27 protein-coding genes are annotated in these 23558 nt (G+C 70.8%); 16 read left to right on the top strand and 11 right to left on the bottom strand.

Features of this window, described 5'->3' with window-relative positions:
- Positions 1-164 precede the first annotated feature (164 nt).
- From fdxA to O7623_RS12435, 7 genes are read left to right on the top strand one after another with little or no spacing between them, the layout of a single operon-like run.
- A complete protein-coding gene (fdxA, locus tag O7623_RS12465) occupies positions 165-476 on the top strand; it encodes a ferredoxin (RefSeq protein WP_282228776.1) in 312 nt (103 codons plus the stop codon).
- Positions 476-1459 carry an NAD(P)/FAD-dependent oxidoreductase gene (locus tag O7623_RS12460; RefSeq protein WP_282228775.1) on the top strand — a complete coding sequence of 328 codons (984 nt, stop codon included), beginning with the start codon at positions 476-478 and terminating at the stop codon, positions 1457-1459. The genes fdxA and O7623_RS12460 overlap by 1 nt, the downstream gene beginning before the upstream one ends.
- Positions 1456-2448 carry a fumarylacetoacetate hydrolase family protein gene (locus O7623_RS12455; RefSeq protein ID WP_282228774.1) on the top strand — a complete coding sequence of 331 codons (993 nt, stop codon included), beginning with the start codon at positions 1456-1458 and terminating at the stop codon, positions 2446-2448. The genes O7623_RS12460 and O7623_RS12455 overlap by 4 nt, the downstream gene beginning before the upstream one ends.
- Positions 2441-3628, top strand: a complete 1188-nt coding sequence (locus O7623_RS12450) for a hypothetical protein (RefSeq protein WP_282228773.1) — start codon at positions 2441-2443, stop codon at positions 3626-3628. Before O7623_RS12455 ends, O7623_RS12450 begins: the two co-directional genes overlap by 8 nt.
- A 12-nt stretch (positions 3629-3640) precedes the next feature.
- A complete protein-coding gene (locus tag O7623_RS12445) occupies positions 3641-4438 on the top strand; it encodes an aldolase/citrate lyase family protein (protein WP_282228772.1) in 798 nt (265 codons plus the stop codon).
- Between the two features lie 21 nt (positions 4439-4459).
- Positions 4460-4837, top strand: a complete 378-nt coding sequence (locus O7623_RS12440) for a cupin domain-containing protein (RefSeq protein WP_282228771.1) — start codon at positions 4460-4462, stop codon at positions 4835-4837.
- A 6-nt stretch (positions 4838-4843) separates the two neighbouring features.
- Entirely contained in the window at positions 4844-5758 is a 915-nt protein-coding gene (locus O7623_RS12435; protein ID WP_282228770.1) for a ribokinase, read from the top strand.
- Here the strand turns inward: O7623_RS12435 and O7623_RS12430 are convergent.
- The 6 genes from O7623_RS12430 to O7623_RS12405 all read right to left on the bottom strand — a co-directional run bounded on the left by O7623_RS12430 (position 5755) and on the right by O7623_RS12405 (position 10726).
- On the bottom strand, positions 5755-7008 hold the full coding sequence (locus O7623_RS12430; RefSeq protein ID WP_282228769.1) for a hypothetical protein: 1254 nt from the start codon (positions 7006-7008) through the stop codon (positions 5755-5757). The two genes, O7623_RS12435 and O7623_RS12430, sit on opposite strands and share 4 nt — an antisense overlap.
- Positions 7005-7346 carry a PadR family transcriptional regulator gene (locus O7623_RS12425; protein ID WP_282228768.1) on the bottom strand — a complete coding sequence of 114 codons (342 nt, stop codon included), beginning with the start codon at positions 7344-7346 and terminating at the stop codon, positions 7005-7007. The genes O7623_RS12430 and O7623_RS12425 overlap by 4 nt, the downstream gene beginning before the upstream one ends.
- Before the next feature lie 37 nt (positions 7347-7383).
- Positions 7384-8562 carry an MFS transporter gene (locus O7623_RS12420; protein ID WP_282228767.1) on the bottom strand — a complete coding sequence of 393 codons (1179 nt, stop codon included), beginning with the start codon at positions 8560-8562 and terminating at the stop codon, positions 7384-7386.
- A 57-nt stretch (positions 8563-8619) separates the two neighbouring features.
- Positions 8620-8754 (bottom strand): hypothetical protein, encoded by a 135-nt coding sequence (locus O7623_RS12415; RefSeq protein ID WP_282228766.1) that lies wholly within the window; start codon positions 8752-8754, stop codon positions 8620-8622.
- Positions 8745-9518, bottom strand: coding sequence for a CehA/McbA family metallohydrolase (locus O7623_RS12410; protein ID WP_282228765.1), 774 nt, complete (start codon positions 9516-9518; stop codon positions 8745-8747). The genes O7623_RS12415 and O7623_RS12410 overlap by 10 nt, the downstream gene beginning before the upstream one ends.
- Positions 9519-9619: 101 nt before the next feature.
- On the bottom strand, positions 9620-10726 hold the full coding sequence (locus tag O7623_RS12405) for an acetamidase/formamidase family protein (protein ID WP_282228764.1): 1107 nt from the start codon (positions 10724-10726) through the stop codon (positions 9620-9622).
- A gap of 277 nt (positions 10727-11003) precedes the next feature.
- Here O7623_RS12405 and O7623_RS12400 point away from each other — a divergent pair, with 277 nt between their 5' ends.
- The 4 genes from O7623_RS12400 to O7623_RS12385 are packed head-to-tail and all read left to right on the top strand — an operon-like array spanning position 11004 to position 14185.
- The gene (locus O7623_RS12400) at positions 11004-12428 is read left to right on the top strand and encodes an aromatic ring-hydroxylating dioxygenase subunit alpha (protein ID WP_282228763.1); all 1425 of its coding nucleotides are present in this window, start codon (positions 11004-11006) and stop codon (positions 12426-12428) included.
- 4 nt (positions 12429-12432) lie between these two features.
- On the top strand, positions 12433-12954 hold the full coding sequence (locus O7623_RS12395; RefSeq protein ID WP_282228762.1) for an aromatic-ring-hydroxylating dioxygenase subunit beta: 522 nt from the start codon (positions 12433-12435) through the stop codon (positions 12952-12954).
- A 10-nt stretch (positions 12955-12964) separates the two neighbouring features.
- Positions 12965-13270, top strand: a complete 306-nt coding sequence (locus O7623_RS12390; protein ID WP_282228761.1) for a Dabb family protein — start codon at positions 12965-12967, stop codon at positions 13268-13270.
- 21 nt (positions 13271-13291) lie between these two features.
- Positions 13292-14185 (top strand): VOC family protein, encoded by an 894-nt coding sequence (locus O7623_RS12385; RefSeq protein ID WP_282228760.1) that lies wholly within the window; start codon positions 13292-13294, stop codon positions 14183-14185.
- A 28-nt stretch (positions 14186-14213) separates the two neighbouring features.
- Here O7623_RS12385 and O7623_RS12380 read toward each other — a convergent pair whose 3' ends face one another.
- The gene (locus O7623_RS12380) at positions 14214-14483 is read right to left on the bottom strand and encodes a hypothetical protein (protein ID WP_282228759.1); all 270 of its coding nucleotides are present in this window, start codon (positions 14481-14483) and stop codon (positions 14214-14216) included.
- A 234-nt stretch (positions 14484-14717) separates the two neighbouring features.
- Complete coding sequence (locus O7623_RS12375) at positions 14718-15518, bottom strand: TIGR03084 family metal-binding protein (protein ID WP_282228758.1); 801 nt, start codon at positions 15516-15518, stop codon at positions 14718-14720.
- A gap of 409 nt (positions 15519-15927) precedes the next feature.
- Here O7623_RS12375 and O7623_RS12370 point away from each other — a divergent pair, with 409 nt between their 5' ends.
- On the top strand, positions 15928-16458 hold the full coding sequence (locus O7623_RS12370) for a DUF5987 family protein (protein ID WP_282229393.1): 531 nt from the start codon (positions 15928-15930) through the stop codon (positions 16456-16458).
- Positions 16455-18107 carry a GMC family oxidoreductase gene (locus tag O7623_RS12365; protein ID WP_282228757.1) on the top strand — a complete coding sequence of 551 codons (1653 nt, stop codon included), beginning with the start codon at positions 16455-16457 and terminating at the stop codon, positions 18105-18107. Before O7623_RS12370 ends, O7623_RS12365 begins: the two co-directional genes overlap by 4 nt.
- Positions 18108-18134: 27 nt before the next feature.
- Here O7623_RS12365 and O7623_RS12360 read toward each other — a convergent pair whose 3' ends face one another.
- Positions 18135-18593: a helix-turn-helix domain-containing protein gene (locus O7623_RS12360; protein WP_282228756.1), complete on the bottom strand. Its 459-nt coding sequence runs from the start codon at positions 18591-18593 to the stop codon at positions 18135-18137.
- Between the two features lie 57 nt (positions 18594-18650).
- Here O7623_RS12360 and O7623_RS12355 point away from each other — a divergent pair, with 57 nt between their 5' ends.
- On the top strand, positions 18651-19730 hold the full coding sequence (locus tag O7623_RS12355) for a carboxymuconolactone decarboxylase family protein (RefSeq protein ID WP_282228755.1): 1080 nt from the start codon (positions 18651-18653) through the stop codon (positions 19728-19730).
- Positions 19731-19752: 22 nt separating this feature from the next.
- Here the strand turns inward: O7623_RS12355 and O7623_RS12350 are convergent, their stop codons facing one another.
- Both O7623_RS12350 and O7623_RS12345 read right to left on the bottom strand, forming a co-directional pair.
- Complete coding sequence (locus tag O7623_RS12350; RefSeq protein ID WP_282228754.1) at positions 19753-20781, bottom strand: NAD-dependent epimerase/dehydratase family protein; 1029 nt, start codon at positions 20779-20781, stop codon at positions 19753-19755.
- Positions 20782-20811: 30 nt separating this feature from the next.
- Positions 20812-21465 carry a MerR family transcriptional regulator gene (locus tag O7623_RS12345; protein WP_282228753.1) on the bottom strand — a complete coding sequence of 218 codons (654 nt, stop codon included), beginning with the start codon at positions 21463-21465 and terminating at the stop codon, positions 20812-20814.
- An 802-nt stretch (positions 21466-22267) separates the two neighbouring features.
- Between O7623_RS12345 and O7623_RS12340 the strand changes: the two genes are divergently transcribed.
- Both O7623_RS12340 and O7623_RS31355 read left to right on the top strand, forming a co-directional pair.
- Positions 22268-23050 (top strand): AraC family transcriptional regulator, encoded by a 783-nt coding sequence (locus O7623_RS12340; protein WP_282228752.1) that lies wholly within the window; start codon positions 22268-22270, stop codon positions 23048-23050.
- Entirely contained in the window at positions 23031-23519 is a 489-nt protein-coding gene (locus tag O7623_RS31355) for a hypothetical protein (RefSeq protein WP_348775141.1), read from the top strand. Before O7623_RS12340 ends, O7623_RS31355 begins: the two co-directional genes overlap by 20 nt.
- The last annotated feature ends 39 nt before the right edge of the window (positions 23520-23558 follow it).

Raw genomic sequence — 23558 nt, 5'->3', positions numbered from 1 at the left:
TGACAGTTATCCAAGATGACGTCTCGCATGTTGACATAGCCGGGGCGGTGTCTCTAGCGTGACGTGACATCAACCAGGTCGCCGCCCCACCCGATGAGCGCAGGTCGCGGAGGGTGCCGGGACGCCCGGACCGGCGACTGCCCCCCATTGGCGCAGGAGGACCGATGACCTACGTGGTCACCGACGAATGTGTGGACGTGCAGGACCGGTCGTGCGTCGAGGAATGCCCCGTGGACTGCATCTACGAGGGCGACCGGATGATGTACATCAACCCGGACGAGTGCGTCGACTGCGGTCGGTGCGAACCGGTCTGCCCGGTCACCTCGATCTTCCACCTGGACGACCTGCCCGCCGATCAGGCCCGGTTCGGCCCGATCAACGCCGAGTTCTTCACCGAGATCGGCACCCCGGGCGGTGCCCGCAAGATCGGCCGGGTCGGCCACGACCATCCGGCGGTCAGCGGCGGGGCCAGCTGATGAGCAGCATCGAACACGAGGTCGACCTCGCCATCATCGGTGCCGGCCCGGCCGGGCTCTACGCCGCCTACTATGCCGGATTCCGGGGGATGACGGTCGCGATCGTCGACTCGCTGCCCGAACCGGGTGGGCAGATCGCCGCCCTCTACCCGGAGAAGGAGATCTTCGACATCGCCGGCCTGCCGGCGATCAAGGGGCAGCAGCTCGTCGACGCCCTGCTCACCCAGGCCGCCACCGCCAAACCCACCTTCCTGTTGGGCGAGAGCGCCGTGGAGCTGACAAGCGCCGACGACCACGTACGGATCGGCACCGACGCCGGCAGCCAGGTCCGCGCCAAGGCGGTCCTGCTGACCGCCGGGATCGGCACCTTCACCCCGCGCGAGCTGCCGGTCGGCAACGACCACCTCGGTCGGGGGCTGCGCTACTTCGTGCCCCGGCTGGAGGAGCTCGCCGGCCAGGACGTGGTGGTCGTCGGCGGCGGCGACTCCGCCGTCGACTGGGCGTTGGCCCTGGAGCCGTACGCCACCAGCGTCACCCTGGTGCACCGCCGGCCCCAGTTCCGAGCCCACGAACGCAGCGTCGAGCAGTTGCACGCCTCCACGGTGCGGGTGGTCACCCCGTACGAGGTCAGTGGCATCGCCGGCGACCCGCAGCTGACCTCGGTGACCATCAGCGAGGTCCGTGGCGACGGGCGCGAGGAGTTGCCCGCCCAGGCGGTGGTGGCCGCCCTCGGCTTCATCGCCGACCTCGGCCCGATGCGGCAGTGGGGGCTGGAGATGACCAACCGGCACATCGCCGTCGACCGGTCGATGCGCACCAACCTGCCCCGGGTCTTCGCCGCCGGCGACGTCACCGACTACCCCGGCAAGGTGCGGCTGATCTCGGTCGGCTTCGGCGAGGCAGCCGCCGCCGTCAACAACCTGGCGCCGCTGGTCAACCCGGCACTGAGCACCGTCCCCGGCCACTCCTCGGACGCCGCGTGAGCGCCCCGGCCGCCGACGCGCGGCGTACCCCCGGCACCGGTCCGGCCGCCACCACCGGCCAGACCGTCGGTACCGACGCACCGACCGGGCTTGCGCTGCTCGCCACCCGGCGCGGGCTGGCCCGCATCTGCGGCGACGGCACCGCCGAACTGCTCGACCTGCCGTACCGTGACGTGGCCGATCTGCTGCGGGCCGGTGCCGGCCTCGCCCCGGCGGCGACCGCGTCGGCACGCGAGCGGCTACCGCTGGACACCCTCACCGCCGACCTGGTCGCCCCGCTGGGCAGCACCCGGGCGGTCTGGGGCGTCGGCCTCAACTACCACTGCAAGGCCCGGGCCGCTGGCCGGGCGCTACCCACCGAACCGGTGCTCTACCTCAAGTCGGCAAGCGCCGGCTCCGGCCCGGACGCCACCGTGGCACTGCCCGCCTCGGTCAGCAGCCAACCCGACTACGAAGGCGAGATCGCCCTGGTCATCGGGGCCCGGATGCACCGTACGCCGGCCGAACAGGCCTGGGCGCACGTTGCCGCCATCACCGCCGCGAACGATCTGACCGCCCGGGACGTGATGGCCGCCTCGGCCAACCCGACCCTGGCCAAGAGTTTCCCCGGCTTCGGTGCGCTCGGCACCTCGGTGCTCGACATCGCCGCTGTCGCCGACCGCGACGCCATCGAAGTGCGGACCACCGTCAACGGCGAGGTACGCCAGGAGGCCACCAGCGCCGACCTGATCTTCCCGGTGCCGCAGCTGCTCGCCTGGATCACCCGGTACGTGATCCTCGAACCGGGCGACGTGGTGCTCACCGGCACCCCGGCCGGCACCGGCCAGGACCGGGGCTGCTTCCTGCGCCCCGGCGACCTGGTCGAGGTCTCGGTCGGCGGGGTGCTGCCGCTGCGTACCCGGTTCTGCGCCGAAACCCCCGCCGAAACCCCCGCCGGTGATCCCGCCGAAAACTCTCCTTCGCACAGAAAGCCGCAGACCCATGACTGAGAATGCTCCCCGGTACGACCTGGTGCTGGCCGGCGGCGAGGTGTTCGACTCGGCCACCGGCGCCAGCCAGGTGGCCGACGTCGCGGTGACCGGCGACCGGATCGCCCGGATCGCTCCCGGCCTGGCCGGCGACGCCCGCGAAGTGATCGACTGCGCCGGCCGGTACGTGCTGCCCGGCCTGGTCGAGGGGCACACCCACATCTTCGCCGAGGTCTCCAAGGTGGGTGCCCCGCCGGACGAGGCGCACCTGCACCGAGGTGTCGTCGCCGCCTGCGACGCCGGCACCGTCGGCGCCTCCACCTTCGCCGCCTTCGAGCGGTACGTGGCCGCGCCGGCGCGGATGCGGCTGGTCAACTTCCTCAACGTCAGTGTCCTCGGGCTGATCGACTTCCGGTTCGGCGAGCTGATCAACCCGGACACCCTGGTGATCGAGGACGCCCTGGCGGTCGCCGCCGACAACCCGCACCGGGTCCGGGGCTTCAAGATCCGGCTCTCCGAGGACGTCGTCGGCCACGACTGGCGCCCGCTGCTCAAGCGGTCCCTGGAGCTGTCCGCCGACGCCGGCCTGCCGCTGATGATCCACATCGGGGAGACCCCGGAGCCGCTGCCGGCCGTGCTGGAGATGCTGCGCCCCGGCGACGTCGTCGCGCACTGCTACACCGGCAAGCCGTACGGGATCATGGCTGACGGCACCGTACTGCCCGAGGTGTACGCCGCCCGTGAGCGCGGCGTGCTGTTCGAGTCGGCGCACGGCAAGAGCAACCTCAGCTTCAAGGTGGCCGAACCGGCGATCGCGCAGGGCTTCTACCCCGACGTGATCACCTCGGACACCTCCGCCCGCAACTGGCGTGGCCCGGTGTTCGACCTGGTCACCAGCATGGCCAAGCTGCGTGCGCTGGGCATGACCATGGCGCAGATCGTGCCCCGGGTGACCAGCGCCCCGGCCCGGCTGACCGGCCTGGACGCCGAAGGCTACGGCAGCCTCGTCGAAGGCGGCCCGGCGCACGTCACCGTGCTCGCCGACGCCGACGAGGCGGTGCTGCCCGACGCGGCCGGCAACCAGATCACCGCGCCCCGGCTGGAGCCGGAAGTGGTGCTGCTGGCCGGCGAGCGGGTGCCGACCGTACCGTGGCGGGGCCTGCCCACCGACCAGGCCGGTGCCGCCGGCCGGGCCAGCTGAGGACCGACCGTGATGCGTACCGGGGTGCACACCGGCCGGGCCGCGCTGCGCGAGCGGCTGCGGCGCGGCCGGCGGGTGGTCGGCACGTTTCTCAAGCTGCCCGGCACCGACGCGGTCGAGCTGGCCGCCCAGGCCGGCCTCGACTTCGTCGTGGTCGACCTGGAGCACTCCGGGCTGGATGAGCGGACCGCCGCCGGGCAGCTGCGGCACGCCGCACTGCTCGGTCTGCCGGCCCTGGTCCGGCTGGCGGCGGTCGACCCGGCACAGGTCAACCGGCTGCTGGAGGCCGGTGCGGCCGGGGTGCAGCTGTCCACCGTACGCACCTGCGGGCAGGTTGCCGCGCTGCAGGCCGCCGTCCGGTACGCGCCGGTCGGCCGGCGCAGCATCAGCCTCGCCCACCCGGCCGCCGGGTACGGGGCCGCCGGCCTGGACGCCTACCTGGCCGCCGAGGCCGCCGATCCGCCGCTGCTGGTCGCCCAGATCGAGACCGCCGACACCGACGACCCGCTGCCCGACCTGCTCACCAACGCCCGTGGCGCGGCCAGCGTCGACGTCGCCTTCGCCGGCACCACCGACCTGGCGGTCAGCCTCGGCCTGGCCACCACCGACGACCAGGCGCCGCTGCTGCGCCGGGTCGGCGAGATCACCGACGCTGCCCGCGCCGCCGGTGTCACCCTGGGCGGGTGGGCGCCGGGCCGCGCCGACGACACCCTGCGCCGGTACGGGCTGACCAGCGCCAACTACCTGGTCGCCGGCTCGGATCTGCAACTGCTCGGCGCCGGACTGCGCCAACTCGCCACCGACAGCTGAACCCTCGAAGGGAGCCCGGACGTGCTGAACCCGCAGCTCTACCGCACCTCGGTCAACTGGGACGACATCCCGGCCACACAGGTGCGCCCCGGTGTGCGACGCAAGGTGTACGCCACCGACGAGGTGGTGCTCGCCTGGCACGAACTCGCCGTCGGGATGGACCTCAACCCGCACACCCACGACGACTTCGACCAGCTGGTGATGATCCTCGGCGGCCGGTGCAACTACTACGTCGACGGCGTACCGCACGACATGGGTCCGGGCTCGATGCTGCTGGTGCCGCGTGGCGCCGAGCACTACGTCGAGCCGACCGAGGGACCGTGCATCAACCTGGACGTGTTCGCCCCGCCGCGTGCCGACTTCCTCGCGCACGCCTGGCGTCCCGCCGCGCAGGACTGAGCCGAGATGCCCGACATCGTGGTGGTCGGCAGCCTCAACGTCGACGTGGTGGTGCCCCTCGACCGGCTGCCCGACCCCGGGCAGACGGTGCTCAGCGCCGCCGACCATTCCCGGGCCGGTGGCGGCAAGGGCGCCAACCAGGCCGTGGCGGCCGCCCGGCTGGGCCGCTCGGTGGCGATGGTCGGCGCGGTCGGCGACGACCCTGAGGGGCAGTGGCTGACCGGGCTGCTGGTCGCTGAAGGCGTCGACACCTCGGCGGTGCTGCGTGCGTCCCGCCCCACCGGGCAGGCGATCGTGCTGGTCACCGCCGACGGTGACAGCACCATCGCGGTCAGCTCCGGGGCCAACATGTGGCTCGCCCCCGAGCACCTGCGGCCGTACGCCGACCTGATCGGTGACGCTGCCGCCGTACTGCTGCAGCAGGAGGTCGATGCCGCCGTGGTGGCGGCGGCGGTGGCCGCCGCCCGGGGCCTGGTCGTGGTGAACCCGGCACCGGCCCGGCCGATCGACGCGGCGACCCTGGCCAGGGTCGACGTGTTGGTGCCCAACCGGGGCGAACTGGCGGCGCTGGCCGGTGCCGGCTCGCCGGTGGCTGGTGGCGGGACCGGCGATGCCGCCACGCTGGCCGCGCTGGCCCGGTCGCTGGGCACCCGGGGGCCGGTGGTGGTGACCCTCGGTGCCGACGGTGCCCTGGTGGTGACCGCCGACCGGGAGCTCCTGGTGCCGGCCGAGCAGGTCGATGCGGTGGACGCCACCGGTGCCGGAGACACCTTCTGCGCGGCGCTGGCCGACGCGCTGCTCGACGGGGCGGCGATCGCCGACGCGGCCCGCTGGGCGAGCCGGGCGGCGGCGGTGACGGTGACCCGGCCCGGCGCGATGGCCAGTGCCCCACGCCGGGCCGAGGTGCTCGCCGTCGGCTAGGTGGCCAGTCCAGGTTGGTGGTGCCCGGCGTCGCTGTCCGGGCCCGGGTCCGGGGTGACCGGTGTCGGGGCGGCCCGCCGGTTGCGTATCCGGTGAACGGTCAACCCGATCGCCATCAGCAGGGCCGCGATCAACAGGTCGAAGCCGAACAGGCCGAAACCGGTGCAGGCGCTGAGCACGCCCAGGCCGAACGTGACGAGGATCAGGGTCCAGCCGACCCGGGCGGGCGTCGACCTGGTGGCGACCTGGTGGGGCGTGGTGCCGCGCGGTCGCCGGGACACCGCGAGGATGACTCCCGCGACGATGGTGGCGAGGATCGTCGGGAAGAGGAGCAACATGCCTTCGTCACCGGGCACGGTCCACGACCAGATCGGTCCCTCGTGGAGGGAGAACCCCTGGTCGATGATCGTCAGGTAGTCCCGTACGACGGAGTTGATCAGGAGAGCGGAGTTGCCGGCGGCCATGATGGCCAGCAGAGCGAGGACGCCACTGGCCGCGGCGCTGTGTTCGGTCCGGCGGCTGGCCCACCCGGTCAGGAACCAGCCGAACACCATGCCGAGCAGCCCACCGGCGGCGAAACCGATCGGCATCGATGTCGGCTCGACCCGGCGCACCGAGACCTCGAACCGTCCGCCGTCCGCCGGCTCCGTGGAGTAGTAGAAGTTGCTGAAGGTCAGCAGCCAGCCGTCCCTGGTGGCGGTCAGGGTCTCCGCCGTGCCCGAGTAGGACGTCGGGCCGAGCCGCCAGCCAGCGGCGGTCAGCCGGTCGGCGACCTCGGCGTCGTACGCGCGCAGGTCCGGTATCGGGGCGGCGTGGTCGGTCTCGTACCGGACCTGGCCGAACTGTGCCTCGCCGTTGCCGTTGACGAAGACCCCGTCGTGCCGTTGCAGCGGTGGGACCTCGACGTCCGGGGTGACCAGGCCGGCGATGGTGGCCATCTCCGCTGCACCGGGCAGCGGTCGGTCGGTCTCGCCCAAGGCACGGGCGGTCAGCGACGCGGCGACGAAGCCGCTGAGGATCGAGACGAGGACGGCGACCAGCACCACGAGGCGGTTGCCCGGCCGCCCGAGCCGGGCGCGGGGGGCGTGCCGGAGCACGTTGACGACCTCGCGGGCGCTCGGCCGGCGGCGGCCGGTGTCCTCGGCGACCATCAGCATCGTGTCGAGCAGTTCGGCGCGGCGTGGCCCAGGTGGGTAGGCGCGGACGAGCAGGCGGTAGCGCCGGAAGCGGGCGGGCGCGGCCGGGCTCATCCGAATGCCACCGTGGCCGGCCCGGCCGGTGGGCGCAGCGCGTCCAGCAGTCGGGACGCGGTCGCCACCTTGCGGCTCAGCCGTTGCGTCTCGGCGGCCAGCGCGGCACCGCCGGAGTCGGTGAGCCGGTAGTAGCGGCGCAGTCGTCCGTCGACCGCCTCCTCCCGGTCGACCGCTACCAGGCCCTCGGCGGCCAGCCGGTCCAGCGCGGCGTAGAGGGTCGCCGCCAGCAGCCGCGTCTCACCGCCGGACAGCTTGGTGACCTGCTGAATCACCCCGTATCCGTGTCGCGGCTGGTCGACCAGCGCGGTCAGGATCCAGAACGTCGGTTCTCTCATTGGACGTGTCACGTGGTTGAATATACAAACCATTTGACTATCTGGCCAGTGGGTCGACCGGAACGAGCGCGTGCCGACGGCCCACCACCCACAGGGCCAGGGCGAAGCAGCTCAGCCCCACCCCGGCCAGCGACACCGCCGTCCAGCCGCCGGCCACCCAGAGCATCGCGGCGGCGGCCGAGCCAGCGGCGCCGCCGAGGAAGTTCGCGGTCACATACGCCGTGTTCAGTCGGCTGCGTGCCTCGTGCGAGACGGCCAGCACTCGCAACTGGTTGAGGATCCCGGCCGCCTGCAACGCGGCGTCGAGCACGACCACCACGACGATCACCAGCAGGACACTGCGGCCGGCGAACAACGCCACCACGAACGAGGCGAGCACCAGGACCCACGCCGCGCCGGTGGCGGGCAGCGACCAGCCCAGGTCGTGCAGAAGGCCGCTGCGCTGCGCGGCGACCGCGCCAGCCAGCCCGGCGAGGCCGAACAGCCCGATCACCGACACCGGATAGTCGAACGGCGGGCCACTGAGCAGGAACGTCAACGCCGTCCAGAACATGGTGAACGCGGCGAAGCCAATGGCGGACAGCACCAACGTCCACCGGACCGCGCGTTCGCGGGCGACCACCACGGCGACGGACGCGATCAGCGCCGGGTACGCCAGCCGGGTCTTCGGCGCCAGCGACGGGATCGCCCGGTACATCACCACGGCGAAGCCGACCGCCACCACCGCCGCCAACAGGAAGATCGCCCGCCAGCCGGCGACGTCGGCGACCAGCCCGCTGATGGTCCGCGAGGCGAGGATGCCGGTCAGGATCCCGGCGACGACCGTACCGACCGCGCTGCCTCGGCGGGCATCGTCGGCGAGATCGCTGGCGAGCGGGGTCAGCAACTGCCCGGAGACCGTGGCCACCCCGAGCGCGGTGATCGCCACGAGCAGCACGCCGAACGACGGCGCGAGCGCGCACGCCACCAGCGTGCCCGCCGCGCAGAGCATCAGCGCCGGTACCAGCCGGCGTCGGTCGAGAATGTCGCCCAGCGGCACCAGGAACAGGATCCCGACGGCGTAGCCGATCTGGGTGGCGGTGACCAGCAGACCGGCCGTCGCGGTGGTGACGTCGAGGTCGGCGGCGATGAGGTCGAGCAGCGGTTGCGCCCAGTAGAGGTTGGCGACAGCGGCACCGGCGGCCACCGCGAACAGGAAGGTCAGCCCCCGGCGCATGGCGTACCCCGGTCGGCGTCGGAACAGATCACGCCCGACCGTACGCCACGGACGGGATCAGGCCAGCGTGACCGGGTTGGTCAGGGCAGCCAGCCGCCCATCGAGGTGGCGCACCTCGACCCGGACGAACACCGACGCCGTGGCATCTGTGCGCCACCGAAGGCTGCCGGCGCCGTCGGCTGTCAGCGGCACCCGGTACGCCGTACCCCGGTCGGTATGGATCTCGACCACGCCCGACGGCACGCCACGGACCTCGACCGCGACGGTGACCGTGGCTCCGCCGGTGTCGAGCCGGCGATCCAGCTGTGACCGGCGGCGATGCCGGCCAACAGTGCCTCCACCGTGCGCTCACCAGCGCGGACGACGGTGTGCGGGATGCCGATCTGGCCGGCGAGATGAGTGTCGCTGTTACCGATCGCCGGCCGCCAGCCACCCCTGTGGAGGTCGGCCGCCAGACTCGCGGTCCAGTCGGCCAACGCCGCCTCGTTGTCGGCGTTCCACGGCAGGTCCGATGCCCACTGTCCGTTCCAGACCTCGACGGCGTCGAAGCCCTGGTACGGGTATTCGAACGTGCCCGACGGGTAGGGCGCGTACGGGTGCGCCACCACGCACAGCCCGCCGGCCCGGTGCACGTCGTCGAGTTGCCGGCCGATCCGGTCGGCGCAGGCGTCGGCGCTGTCGTCACTGCCGTACCGCCAGTCGACGAGGTGGCCGGGTGGCAGACCGATGGCCAGCCAGTGCCCGGTACGGGTGACGACCTCCTGGCCGCAGATCACCAGCAGGTCGTCGGCGTGGTCGACCCAGTCGGCGTACCCGTCGGTGGTGTTGTGCTCGGTGACGGCGACGAAGTCGAGCCCGGCCGCGCGGGCGGCGGCGGTGAGCTGGGCCGGGGTCAGTTCGCCCCCGGTCGACCGCACGGAGTGCAGGTGGCAGTCGCCCCGGTACCAGCCGGCCATCGTGCCACCCTACGCGGTCCAGACCCGGCAGACCGCCCCGCGCGGGGACGTTCGCCGTCGCGGTATGGACTCACCAGGCCCGCCAGGCCCGCCCGGTCAGCTCAGATCTGGGCCGGGAAGTCGGCCTTGCGGATCAGGCAGTGCACGCCCTTGACCGCGTCGACGACCTGGCTGACCTCGAAGTCGGCGGCGGCGCTCAGGTAGGCCAGGGCGGTGTCGCGGGGCATGCCCTGGGTGCGGGCCAGGAAGTCGACCGCGGCCCGGACCGCCCGGCGCATCGCCTCGTTGAGGTCGGCGTCGAGGCCGACCGGGATCCAGTGGGTGGCGGTCTCGGCCAGCGGGGCCTCGCCGGTGCCGACCAGCGGGGCGGCCTGCGCCGCCGGGATCACCGTCAGCCGTACGGTGGCCCGCAGCGGCGCCTCCAGGGCGGTCAACGCCACCTCGCCGTCGCCCTGGGCGTAGTGCGGGTCTCCGGCGTAGAAGCCGGCACCGGGCAGCTGCACCGGCAGGTAGAGGCTGGAGCCGACCTGCAGCTCGTTGATGTCCAGGTTGCCACCGTGCCCGCCGGGCGGCACCGAGTGCACCATCTCGTCGGTGTCGACGGCCACGCCCATCAGGCCGAGGAACGGCGCCAGCGGGAACCGGGCGGCCCGGCCGTCGCCGAACGGCAGTACGCCGTACAGCCGGCCGCCGCTGCCGACGACCTCGGTGAAGTGGCAGACACTGCCGTACTCCCGTGGGTCGCTGCCCGGTCCGGTGTCGGTCGGGGTGAGCGGGAACTCGCCGGGCAGCGCGCCGTAGCCGTGCCGGCTGCTGACGAAGCCGTACGGGGCCCGGATCGCCAGGTCGAGCACGTCGACCCGGAGCAGGTCGCCGGGCTGTGCGCCGTCGACGGTGATCGGGCCGGTGACCACGTGCGGGCCGTCGTCGTCGTAGTCGTGGGCGACGTCGGAGGCGGCCAGGTCCCGGGCGTCGGTCAGGACACCGTCGGCGGGCACGTCGTACTGCTTGAGGTAGCCGACCGGGTCGCGGCCCTGGTCCTCGAGGATGCCTTCGTGGCTGAGGGTGTCGATGGTCACGGTCTCGCCGGACCGGACCCGCAGCACCTCGGAGTGGCTGCGGTTGGGGAGCCGACCCCACAGGCAGGTGTCAGGGGTGGTCGGCAGGTAGTGGGTGCCGGCGATCGGTCCCTGGTGCGGCTGGAGCATCGGTTCCTCCGGAAGGGGTACCCGGCCGGCGGGCGCAGGGCGCGCGGCGGTGCGTGCCGCTGGCGGGCCGGGTGACGGGTGGATGACCGGATCGTTTCCGGCGAACCCGCCGGGATGTGTTGCTGCTCTGTTAACAGTCGGTAACCCGGTCACGGAGGATGTCCTGCTCTTGACAGGTGGCCGGCACTGATAGCAGCATCGGAGGGCGAGATACTGTCTCGCATTTCGTAGCACCGCCGAGGGTTGGCGGACCGGACGAGGAAGAGGGCGGTGGGTGATGACGCAGCAGACGCCGGTGCGACCGCTCGGCGGAGCCGATGGCGCGCTGATCGACGAGGACTGGGAGGCGATGCGCTTCCGGGTGCACCGGTCGGCGTACCGCGACCCGGGTCTGTTCCGCGACGAGATCGCCAAGATCTGGGGTCACACCTGGCTCTACCTCGGCCACGAGACCGAGATCCCCAACGCCGGTGACTTCAAGACCCGCACCCTCGGGGGCCGCCCGCTGATCTTCTGTCGGGACTCCGCCGGCGAGGTGAAGGTGTTCCTCAACTCCTGCACCCACCGCGGCACCATCCTGTGCCGGCACAACGAGGGCAACACCAAGTTCTTCCAGTGCTTCTACCACGCCTGGGCGTTCAGCAACTCCGGTGACCTCGCCGCGCTGCCCGGCGACGAGAGCTACCCCGACGACCCCGGCTTCCGCGAGTCGATGCGGCTGCGCCAGGTGCCCCGACTGCAGATCCACGAGGGCTTCGTCTTCATCGCGTTCGACCCCGACGTGCCCGATCTGCTCACCCACCTCGGCCCGGCCGCGCACTACATGTCGCTGACCGCCAAGATCGGTCCCCACGGCATGCAGACCCTGCCCGGCGTGCAGCTCTACAGCGTCAAGGGCAACTGGAAACTCGCCGTCGAGAACGCCATGGACGGCTACCACTTCGCGCCGACCCACAACACCTTCGTCGGCTACCTGCGGGAGACCGGCTTCGCCGTCACCGACGACGACCAGTACGCCTACGACCTCGGCGGCGGCCACGGGCTGCTCGTGCTCACCGGGCACAACGGTCGGATCGGGATGGTCTGGGAGCCGCGCTTCGGCGACGAGGAGAAGGCCCGTACCGTCGCCAAGCGCAACGAGATGATCGCCCGGCTCGGGCCGGACCTCGCCGCCGAGATCGCCGACGCCAGCCGGATCCTCTTCGTCTTCCCGAACCTGCTGCTGTTCGACCTGGAGGCACTGACCATCCGCCAGCTCGAACCGGTCGCCGCCGACCGCACCGACGTGCGGGCCTGGCAGTTCGTCGAGACCGGCGAGCCGGAGTCGGTCCGCGCGCTGCGGATCAAGACCATGGTCAGCTTCGTCGGCCCCGGCGGCCTGGCCACCCCGGACGACATCGAGGCGTACGAGGCGGTGCAGCGCGGCATCGTCGCCACCGCCGACGCGGCCGACCCGGCCCACGACTGGTCAGACATGTCCCGGGGCATGGCCAACGAGAAGCAGGGCAACCAGGGCCGCTCCATCGACGAAGGCGCGATGCGCAGCTTCTGGCGGCACTGGGCCGACCGGGTCGGGGCGGCCACCGCCGTCGCCGGTGACCCGCCGGCCGACCCGGGCACCCCCGGCCCGTCCGCCGTCTTCGCGACCGGATCCACGGCCACCGACGGAACCGCCGCGCCCACCACCAGCGGGAAGGAGTGACCCGATGTCCGCGACGACCAGCGGAGCAGTGCTCAACGTGGGTGCCCGCGAGGTGACCCGGGCGCAGGTGGAGGACTTCCTCTACCGGGAGGCGCAGCTGCTCGACGAGTGGCGCCTCGACGAGTGGTTCACCATGTTCGAGCCGGACGGCCGGATGGAGGTGCCGACCACCGACTGGGCCGGCTGGGACGCCACCACCGCCGGGTTCTTCGTCTGTGACGACTACGACCTGATCCGGGCCCGGGTGAAGAGGCTGAAGAGCCGCAAGGCGCACGCCGAGAACCCGCACTCGCGGACCCACCGGATGGTCTCCAACGTGATCCTGCTGGAGGCCGGCGCGGAGACGGTGTGGATCAGCGCCAACTTCCTGATCCACCGCTACCGCGACAACGGTGCCTACACCTACGTGGGCCGCTACGAGCACGTGCTCAAGGTCGACGACGACGGGCTGCGCTTCCGGGTCCGCCGCGCCATCCCGGTGATGGAGTCGATGGACCCCGGCGCCCGACTCAGCTTCATCCTCTAGGGGTACCGCCGTGATCACCCACATGCTGGCGTTCAAGTTCCGCGACGACCTGCCGGCCGGCGTCGCCGAGTCGGTCCTGGCCGAGCTGGACACGTTCCCGCAGAAGTACCCGGCGATGCGCAACTGGCGCAGCGGGGTCAACGTCAGCACCCGGGACACCACGATGACGCACGGTTTCGTCGTGGAGTTCGCCACCGAGCAGGAGCTGCTCGACTACCTGCACAGCGAGTCGCACGAGCGGTTCGTCCGGGAACGCTGGCGTCCAGTCGTCGAACGCCAGGTCATCGTCAGCCTCCCCACCGCCGGGGACGCGTAACTCATCGAGAAGGGGTCGCAGATGTCCACCGAGGCCGCCACCCGCCGTCGCGGGCCCTACGGCATGGAGTACGCCCGGATCGAGGTGCCGGATCTGGCCGCCTCCATCGAGTTCCTGCAGTACCACGTCGGCCTGCAGTTGGAGCAGCACGACGACGAGCACGCGTACCTGCGCGCCGACATCGAGCACCACAGCATCGAGCTGATCGCCGCTCCGCACCGCACCGAGAGCTGGACCACCGCGATCGGGTTCAGCGTCGAGTCCGACGCCGTCCTCGACGACCTACGGGAGCGGGTCGTCGCCGCCGGCCACGAGGTGCTCGAACTGCACGAACGGATGAAGGGCCTGTGCCAGCGCGGGTTCGCCGTACGTGACCCCAACGGGCTGATCGTCGAGCTGTTCACCGAGTTCGTCGAGTACGCCGAACCGCCGCTGATCGAGCTGCGCCCACAGGACCTGGTGCACCCGTTCCTCGCCACCGACAAGTACGAGGAGTCGCTCGACTTCTACACCAACGTGCTCGGCTTCCTGCCCAGCGACTACGTCGGCGACGTCACCGTCTTCCTGCGCTGCGAGGACCGCTACCACCACAGCCTGGCGCTGCAGCGCAACAAGGAGTTCTACGTCGCGCACCTGTGCTTCAAGATGAAGAGCTTCGACCACGTGATGCGGGGCCGCGCGCGGGCGCAGTACAAGAAGGTGCCGATCGCCTCCGACCTGGTCAACCACTCGGCGTCGACGTCGATCGCGTTCTACATGCACGACCCGAAGCACGGGCCGCGCTACGAGCTGTGCGACCGGCACCGGGTCTTCACCCCGGAGGAGCACGCCACGCACCGGGCCCGGCGGATGGCCGTCGACCCGCGCAACATCGACGTGTGGCGTCCGGCCGCCGACGACTGGGGTCGTTTCTGACCGGCGGTCGTCGGTCACGCGTGACTGGTCAGCCTTCGTCCGCGTCGAGGCTGGGGACGTCCAGCCCGGCCAGGCGCAGCGCGTCGGCACGTTCGTCGCGGGTCAGCTCCTCACGGGCGAGCAGGTTGGCGTACTCGGCGACGTCGGCCGGGTCAGGCAGCGCACCCGTCCGGTCGAGGTAGCGGGCGGTCTGGGCGGTCGCCTCGGCGTGCGCCCGGGCGGCCCGAACGGCCCGTGGCATCGCCTGGTCGTCGGTCCTGGCGTCGCGGTCGACGTCGGGGATGGCCTGTTCAGTCACGTCGCTGGTCCTCTCCGCCGGCACAGCTGCACCGGATGTGAGGGCTCCTACCCACATCCGGTGCAGGCATGCGTGTAGGTGGGACAGCTGCTGGACCACCGGCACGGCGGAGGTGTCCGGGGCGTCGCTGATCGCGGCGATGTCGGGCGCCGCCCTAGGTGGTGGCCGTGGCGATGGCGGCCGGGTCGTCGCGGTCGACCTGGACGGCGCCCCGGGCGGCACGTGCGGTCGCGGTCAGCCCCGGTTGGCGAACTGTCCGGGCCGTCGTCCGGGTCCGGCCGGACCCCGGTACGCCTGGGCGATGTCGAGCCACCGGTCGGCCTCGTCGCCTTCGGCGGTCAACGCCAGGTCGGCCCGGTGCCGGCGCCGGGTCACCAGCAGGCAGAAGTCCTCGGCCGGCCCGGTGATCCGCTGCGACGAGTCCGCCGGTCCGTACTCCCAGACCGTGCCGGACGGGGCGGTCAGTTCGAACCGGAACTCGACCTCCGGTGTCGGCAGGTCCCGGGCGAGGTAGCCGAAGTCCCACGTCCGTACGGCGAAGCCGACGAGGAACCCGATCCGGTCGGTGCGCGTCGGCCGGACACCGAGCGTGTCGGCGATGTCCTGGCCGTGGCCGAACAGTTCCATCATGCCGGCCGCGGCGAGTACCGCCGGCGGCAACGGCCGCACCAGCCAGGGCACGACCTGGTCGGCCGGCACCGCGGCCAGTGCCTTCTCGGCGGCGGTCCGCTCCGCCCGCCACCGGGTGAGCAGGACCTGAGGCGGGTCGGCGAGGTACTCCGCCAGCGCCCGCTCCACGTTCGCGTTGAAGTCGGGGCTCAGCCGGGCAGCCATCGCGGTGAAGCCCGCCGGGTCCGCCGCCGCGAGCGCAGCCATCCGGAACGTCGCGGCCAGGTGGGCGATCTGGTGAGCGATCGTCCAGCCCGCGGCGGGTGTCTCCAGCCGCCACTGGCCGGCGTCGAGTCCGCTCACCATCTGGTCGACGGCCGCGCCGTCGGCAGAGAGAGCGGAGATCACGTCCAGTTTCTGGGACATGGCGCTTCCTTCCCGGTAATCGCAGGATCTGTTCGATCTCGACCGTCCGTGGTGGTCGGCGCATTGCTGCTGCGGCCATGACGGCGCGGGCTTTAGCCGAGCCTAGGCGGCAGCCGTAACGGTTGCGTCTTGCATATTGCGGACCTGTTCGCGAATTGGTCGATCGCCCAGCCGGTCGGCCTTTTAGTGCCCATGTACGGGCACGGCAACGGAGTTGAGCAGTTGAGTTGCTTCAAGCAACCATGAAGATGATCGCCGGGGTCGCCGCCTTCATTATGAGTCAGGGGCGGCCTGACAATTGACGGCGAACCTTGTCGGTCAGGTCGAGATGTGGCGTTCTTCGGCCCGGTCATTCAGCAGTTGCAGGAGGCTTTCCGTGATTCCAGCCCCGGCTGACGACGAGATGAGCATGACATTGGAGGCCTACGCCGACACGATTCTGCCGGGCGAGAAACGTTCGCCAGAGGACCATGCGGTCGCGGGCGTCGCGCAGGGTGGCGGCGCGGCATCCGCCGGCGCGCTGGAGGTCCTGCGCAGCCCGGAAGGCGGCATGGAACCCGTGCTGGAGACGCTCGCCGAGCAGCTCAACGAGCACGCCCGCCGGTTCGCCGACGAACGTGGCCACCCGCTCGCCGGGGCGCTGCCTCCGTTCGTGGCCCTGGCCTACCCCGAGCGGGTCGCGCTCATCCAGGAACTCACCGCGCCCGACCACGTCGAGCGGGAGCTCTGGGTCAGTCTGGCGATGTTCAGCACGATCGCCTTCGACTCCGGATCTCACCTGCACACCGTCGATGCCATCGCGGCCGGCCATCCCGGGCTGGCCACACTCGGCTACTTCCCGCCGGACGCCGACGGGCTCTGGCGGTTCCCCGCCTACTCGTACGGCCGGCCGCTGGCCCGCCCGCATCCCGACACGACCCCCTCAGGGAGCCCGGCATGAGCAGCATCGAGAGCACCGACGTCCTGGTGATCGGCAGCGGCTTCGGCGGTGCCATCACCGCGTACCACCTCGCTGCCGGTGGTGCCCGGGTGACCGTCCTCGAACGCGGCCCATGGCTGTCCGGCACCGACTTCGACCAGGACTTCAAGTTCGGGTCGTCGACCACCCGGGCGTTCGACTTCGTCATCGGCGACGGCATGAGCGTGCTGGGTGGCAACTGCGTGGGCGGGGGCAGCGTCGTCTACTTCGCCGCCATGCCACGCGCCCCACGATTCGTCTTCGAACGTCACGGCAGCATCGGCCGGCGGATGTGGCCCGCCGCCGTCTCCCGGGACACGCTCGAACCCTGGTACGACCGGGTCGCCGAGGCCCTGCCGGTCACCCAGCAGCAGTGGCGGCACGTGCCGTACGCGGGCGGCTTGTGGGCCGCTGCCTGTGACCATGCCGGTCGGACCGCCAACCCGGTTCCGGTGGCGATCGACGAGGAGAAGTGCACCAACTGCAACTGGATGATGTCCGGCTGCCGATTCGACGCCAAACGTTCGCTGCTGCTGAACTACCTGCCGGCCGCGATCAGCCACGGTGCCGAGATCCGCCCATTGCACGAGGTCCAGCATCTGACCCGCAACGCCGACGGCAGCTACCGGGTGCACTACACCGTGATGGACGAGGTCGACTACCGGATCGAGGTGGCGAGCGGGACGATCGACGCCAAGATCGTCGTGGTGGCGGCCGGGGCCGGCGCGACCCCGGTGATCCTGCAGCGCTCCGCGCCGTACCTCGGGCAGATGCCGGACGCGGTCGGGCGCTACTTCTCCGGCAACGGGGAGCGGCTGAACACCGCCGTCCTCAACGACGACCGGGTCCGGGAGGTGCTCGGTCTGCAGCGGGCCGACGGCGTCGGATACCAGGCGTACCAGATTGGCAAGGGACCGGCGGTGGCCAGCTGGGACCGGTTGGATCCGGCGCTGCCGGAGTACGAACGGTACTCGCTGGAGCAGCTCTACTTCCCACCCGGCTTCGGCACCATCCTGGCCCAGGTGCCGGACGCCACCGGCCCCACCTGGTTCGGGGTGGAGAAGAAGGAGCTGATCCGCAAGTGGCAGTCCTGGTTGACCATCTTCATCATGAGTGAGGACGACAACGAGGGGGTGTTCGGCGAGCTGCCGCCGTCGGGCAACGCGGTCCGGCTGTCCCAGCAGATGCTCGCCCGCGGTCCGCTGCGCTACCGGCCGACGGCGAACACTCTGCGGGGCTGGGCCGCTGCCGACGCCGACATCCGGGACATCCTGGAGCGCGACGGGCTGGCCCGGGTGATGCCGTGGACGAACGACCTGGTGGGTGCGTACACCGTCCACCCGCTGGCGTCCTGTCGCATCGGCGACGACCCGGCGACCTCGGCCCTTGACGACCGTCACGAACTGCGTGGCCACCCGGGGATCTTCGTCACCGACGGATCGGCGGTGCCCGGCGCGCTCACCGTGAACCCGGCGATGACGATCGCCGCGCTCGCCGAGCGGGCCGTGCCGGGGATCGTCGCCGCAGCTGCGGAGCGGGGCCTGTCCGTGACGTACGGGGCACCGGCGCCCAGCGGGGAGACCGCCGGTCGACGCGGCGTACTGCAGCAGGTGGGCACCCGGCGGGCCTGACGCGGCCCGGCCGGCGCGGCCGGCCGGTCACCGGTCCGGTGCCGGCCGGCTCGCCCGGCGAGTGTCGATCTGTCGACTGTCCAGCCGTTGGGCACACCGGCTGCAGCTGATCTGCACCTGGGCCCGGCCGCCGCAGCCGTGGTGCGTCAGCGCCCGGCCCGGCCCGTCCGCACCGAGCTGCTGCGTTCCCCAGTCCATCAACGACATGACCACCGGTGCCAGCGCGCGGCCCCGCTCGGTCAACTGGTACTCGTAGCGCGGTGGCCGTTGCTGATAGGCGACCCGGTCGAGAACGTCCGCGTCGACGAGCGTCTGCAACCGGTTCGACAGCACGTTGCGCGCCACGCCGAGGTTGGCCCGGAAGTCGTCGAACCGCGTCGTGCCGAACAGCGCGTCCCGGACGATCAGGATCGTCCAACGCTCACCAATGACTTCCAGCGCTCTCGCTACCGGGCAGATCTGGTTGTCGTACGTGCGGCCGAGCATCTGCCGATCGTACGAGGGCCGCCCCCGGCGGAGTTCGCCGAGACGAGGAGGGAGCACATGCGCGGCTGGCTCATCCGCAGCGGCGTCGAGCGGTCGCTAACCGAGGTGCGGTACGTGTCGCCCGTCGCCCGTACCGCCGCTCAGGGACTGGTCGCCGACACGTACCGCCAGATCGACCGGGAGTTCGGCATCCTGGCACCACCACTGGTGCTGCACTCGCCGAACCCCGCCGTACTGGCGGCGTCGTGGGCGATGCTCCGGGCCACCCTCGTGCGGCCCGGTGCGGCGCCCCGGGCGGAGAAGGAGGCGGTGGCCGCCGCCGTCTCGCTCGGCAACCGATGCCCGTACTGCGTCGAGGTGCACAGCTCGGTGCTCGGCGGGCTGGGCGGTGGCCGGGCCGCCACGTTGATCAGCCAGGGTCGGCTCGACGAGTTACCACCAGGTCGGTTGCGCCGTCTCGCCCGCTGGGCACGGGACACCACCGGGCCCGGCGCGGTGCCGGCCCCGCTCCCGGTTCCCGCCGACGCCGCCGCCGAGTACGTCGGGGTTGTGGTGACCTTCCACCTGCTCAACCGGATGGTCAACATCTTCCTGCGGGAGTCGCCGATGCCCGTCGGCGCGCCGCCGATGGTGCGTCGCGCCATCCGGCGTGGGCTCGGCCAGGTCATGCGCCTCGCCGCGGCACGCCTGCCCGGCGGCGCTGACGACATGCTGCTGCCTGCGGCGGTGCCGCCGGCGGATCTTGCCTGGACGGCGGGTCGGGCCGACATCGCGGACGCGCTCGCCCGTGCCGTCGCTGCCATCGAGGACGCCGGCCGCCGAGCGGTGCCGGCCACCGTACGGGAACTGATCGTTTCCCGGGTGTCCGACTGGCACGGCCAGCACCCCGACCTGAGCCGCAGGTGGATCCAGGACCTCGTCGCGGGCCTGCCGGCCGGTGACCGCCCGGCGGGCCAGCTCGCGGCGCTCGCCGCGTTCGCGTCCTACCAGGTCGACGACGAGGTCGTAGCGGCCTACCGTAGCTCGGGGGCCGACGACGAGGCTCTGATCGCGCTCACGTCGTGGGCGAGCCTGCAGGCCGCGCGTCGGGTCGGCAGCTGGGCAGCCACCTCGCTGCCGCCGCCGGCTGCGGTCTGAGCCGGCACCGCGTGGGCGGGGGTCAACCCGCGGCTCGCCCGGCCTGCCGGGCGGTCAACCGGCCGGTCCGGTGCAGCCAGCGGACCGTGTCGGTCAGGGTACGGTCGAGGGGGATGCCCGGATCGCCGAGCAGGCTTCCGGTGGCCGTGTTGTCGACCTGGACGCCGCTGGCGACCCGGCAGGTGTAGATCGCCCCGTACTCCGCCGGGATGTGCACGGGGACCACCCGTTGCGCGGCCGTGGCCAACCGCCCGACCGGCAGCATGCCAGCTGCCGGCAGGGTGATCGACGGTAGGCGCCGACCGGTGACCGCGCGAAGTGCTGCCCGGTACTCCCGGGTGGACACGTAGCGCCCGGAGGCGAGCAACCGTCGGGGTGCCTTGTCTGCGGTGAGTACGGCGGCGTGCAACCGGGCGACGTCCCGGACGTCCCCGATCGGGAACCCGCCGTCGGGCCAGATCGGCATCAGGCCGAGCAGCGTGGCCCGGAGCCGGGCGACCTGGTCGCCGACGTGCGGATCGTACGGGCCGAGGGTGGCCAGCGGATAGGTGATGATCACGGGAGCGCCGTCCGCCTGGTGCCTGCGGGCGATCGCGTCCGCCTCGGCCTTGCTTCGCAGGTAGGTCTCTCCTGGGTGGCCTACCGGGGCGTCCGGGGAGATGGTCGCCGAGTCCGCAGGCAACAGTGCCCCGAACGTCGACACGTGGACGATGGGCTTGAGACCAGCCTTGCGGGCCTCATCGAGGACGACGGCGGTGCCGGTCACGTTGGCGGCCCGCATCGTCGCGTGCCGCCGGCTGTCGAAGCTGTAGGAGCCGGCCGCGTGCAGTAACGCGTCGGCACCGGTGACCGCTCGGCGTACGGCGTCGGGATCCGAGATGTCTCCGGTGAGGTGTTCCACGTCCGCCGGGTCGACGCCGAGCGGCTGTAGCGCCGTCGCCAGCCGGGCCGGGTCCCGGACCAGCAGGCGTACCTGGTGGCCGGCTCTTCGGACAGCCGCGACCGAGTGGGCGCCGAGGTATCCGGTGCCGCCGGTGACCACCACCAACATGGCTGCTCCTCCCCTGCGCTGCTCGAAGATTCAAGTAGATTGATCCGTTTTGCTGGATTCGTTTAGTCGAGTGGCGATGATGTGCTCATGTGCCATGCCGCGAAGAGTGCACCAGGCGACCTCGAAGAGCACCGTCCGGGCGACCAGCATCACGGCGGCCTGCTCGTCGTCGGTGTCGACCGGGATGGTGTCGACTTCCTGACTGGCGATCTGTGCGGCGGCCTGTTGGTACGGGGTGAACACGTCGACGTCGTCGTTCCAGCCGAGCAGGCGCAGCGCGGTCAGCACCTGAGTCAGGGTGGACCGACCTGGTGCGCCCGGCTCGACGCTCCAGTCCAGGCCGTCGACAAAGGCGTCGACTTGCCTGCGCGCTGTTGTCCCTATCGCGCCGGCCTTGTCCTCCTGATCCAGTGGAACGAGAGCGTTGTTGATGACACGACACAGTCCATCAAGTTTGGTGCCCCGGTCATCGACGGCAGCGGTGATCTGCCGGACTGCAGAGAGGGGAAGTCGACCTACGGTCGTCAGCGTAGAAATGAGGTACAGCCGGCTTAGATGTTCGCTGCCATAGTCCGCTTGGTTGCGACCTGTTCGTTTGCCTGGCGGCAGCAGGCCCTCCCGTAGGTAGAACTTGATGGTGGCGACCGGGAGCCCGCTCTGCCGGCTCAGTTCTGAGATGCGCATCGAGCTCCGTGGCGTAGAGGGGCAGTGATATTGGTCAGTCTCCCATACGCCCGGACCAAGGGCCTACTTGTTGCATGCCTTGATCGGGTCCGGAAAGGTACTGCGCCAATCCGACTTAATATCTATATGCGTTTTCGAGCTTCTAATGGCTTTTGTCGGCTATGGCGGCTATGGAAGGAGAAGAGCTTCTTCAGGATTGCCTTAGGTGTAACTTAGGGTTACTAAAGGTGATCTAAGCTCGATTTCAAGGTCGATGCGGAGTGTGAAGACGGGGGAGTGGTCGAGGCCGCTTCCGGGCTGTGGCTGACCCCGTCCGCTTCCGCTCACCCCTTCCGCTCGTTGGCCCTCGTTTTGAAATATCGGTGCCCGTCACGCTCTTTTGGCGGCGACCGACGCCGATCATTGCGCAAACAAGAAGGCGCTTTGTCCGATCGGTCCGGTATGAAACACTGGTTCGATACCGTGCATTACGATTGTTTGCTCCGTCAATCATTCGGTGGATAGTGGGGATTTCCACCAGCTAGATGCGCCCGGGTGCGAATGCGTCTGGTGACGCCGACCTTTAGTTCCATGGTTACTCGTTGTGATCGGTCGATCGGGTAATCGTTGCTCCGTTGCAGCTGATGGGCTAGCATCAATCTCGGCTGCGATGACCGGCGGCCGAAATTACGCCAGTTAGCCCCGTTTCTTCAGTCAGGTTTCCGAAGTTCTCGTGGAAGGGCGAGCCTGGGGTCATCTTTCCTGCGTCCTTCTTGGTCGTCATTCAGGATATTTTGTCGTCGCGGACAGATGGGGAGTCGCGGTGGGAGAAGCAATCGAGAAGGCGGCAGAACGGGTAATTGAGTACATGCAGGAGAATCTTGGTGAGCAACTGACGGTCGATGACATGGCGCGGGCTGCGCTGTTCAGCAAATTCCACTTCTCGAGGGCGTTTCAGCGAGTGACGGGTGTCTCGCCGGGGAGATTTCTGTCCGCGCTTCGCCTGCAACGCGCCAAGCATCTACTCCTGTCGACCTCCCTCAAGGTCGCCGACATCAGCATTCAGGTCGGCTATGCCAGCGTCGGGACATTCAGCTCCAGGTTCTCGCGCAGCGTCGGGCTGTCCCCGACTGCCTACCGCCGTCTCGGTGGCTTCACCACCGATGTGCCCACCGCTGATCGGTACATCATGGCCCGCCGCTCGACCGGTGCGGTGTTCGGCGAGATTCGTACCGAGGACCACGGACGGCAGGGCAAGGTCTTCGTCGGACTGTTTCCGGGTCGGATCCCACAGGGGCGGCCGGCGCAGTGCGCTGTGCTCGACCGGCCCGGCCCCTACCGGCTCGAGCCGGTGCCCACCGGGGTCTGGTACCTCCTCGCGTACTGGGTGGCCGACGACGAGACCGGTGCCAAGGGCCCCACCTGGGTCGGCAGTGGCGGGCCGGTCGTGGTGCACCCGGACGCGCCGGTTCCCGTCGACGTGACGCTCGCCCCGATGACCAGCCTCGACCCACCGGTCCTGCTCGCTCTGCTCGACGTCAGGCAGGCCGCGCTGACCGCTGTGGGTCTTCGACGGATTCCGGCCGGTGCCGGCCAGTCGAACTGACCATCCCGCCAGGTGCCCGCGCGCTCGGCCGGCTCGTCCCGGTCGGAGCCGGGACGAGCCGCCCGGTCGGAGCCGCCTCCATCTGCGCGGTCGGAGCCGGGACGAGCCGCCCACCTCGTCCGTCGTCGAGGTGGGCGACCTCGGGCAGGTAGCCGTTGAAGCAGGTGAACGCGGCGACCATCGGTGGGTCGGCGAGGGCGGTGACGTGCGTGATGCTCGCCCGGGCCAAGGAGGCGGAGGACATCCGCAACACCGCAGCGGCGGATCTTCCCAATACCACGACCTGCCCATCCAGCGAATCTTCCGCGATGTGCAGATACTGAACCTGCACGCGATCACGAACCCTTCACCAGCCTCGAGCTGTACGGCCGGATTCCCTGTGGGCTGGAGCCGCACACGCCTCGCATCTTTCTCGCACGATCAGAGATGCCTACCGTGCGTGGCGAGAGGCAGAATCAGAGATGCGTGACCTCCGCTTTCTGCGTGTTCTTGCAGGCGGATCACATCG

The organism is Solwaraspora sp. WMMD791, from assembly GCF_029581195.1.
Lineage (GTDB): Bacteria > Actinomycetota > Actinomycetes > Mycobacteriales > Micromonosporaceae > Micromonospora_E.
This window is presented reverse-complemented; position numbering and strand designations above follow the sequence as displayed.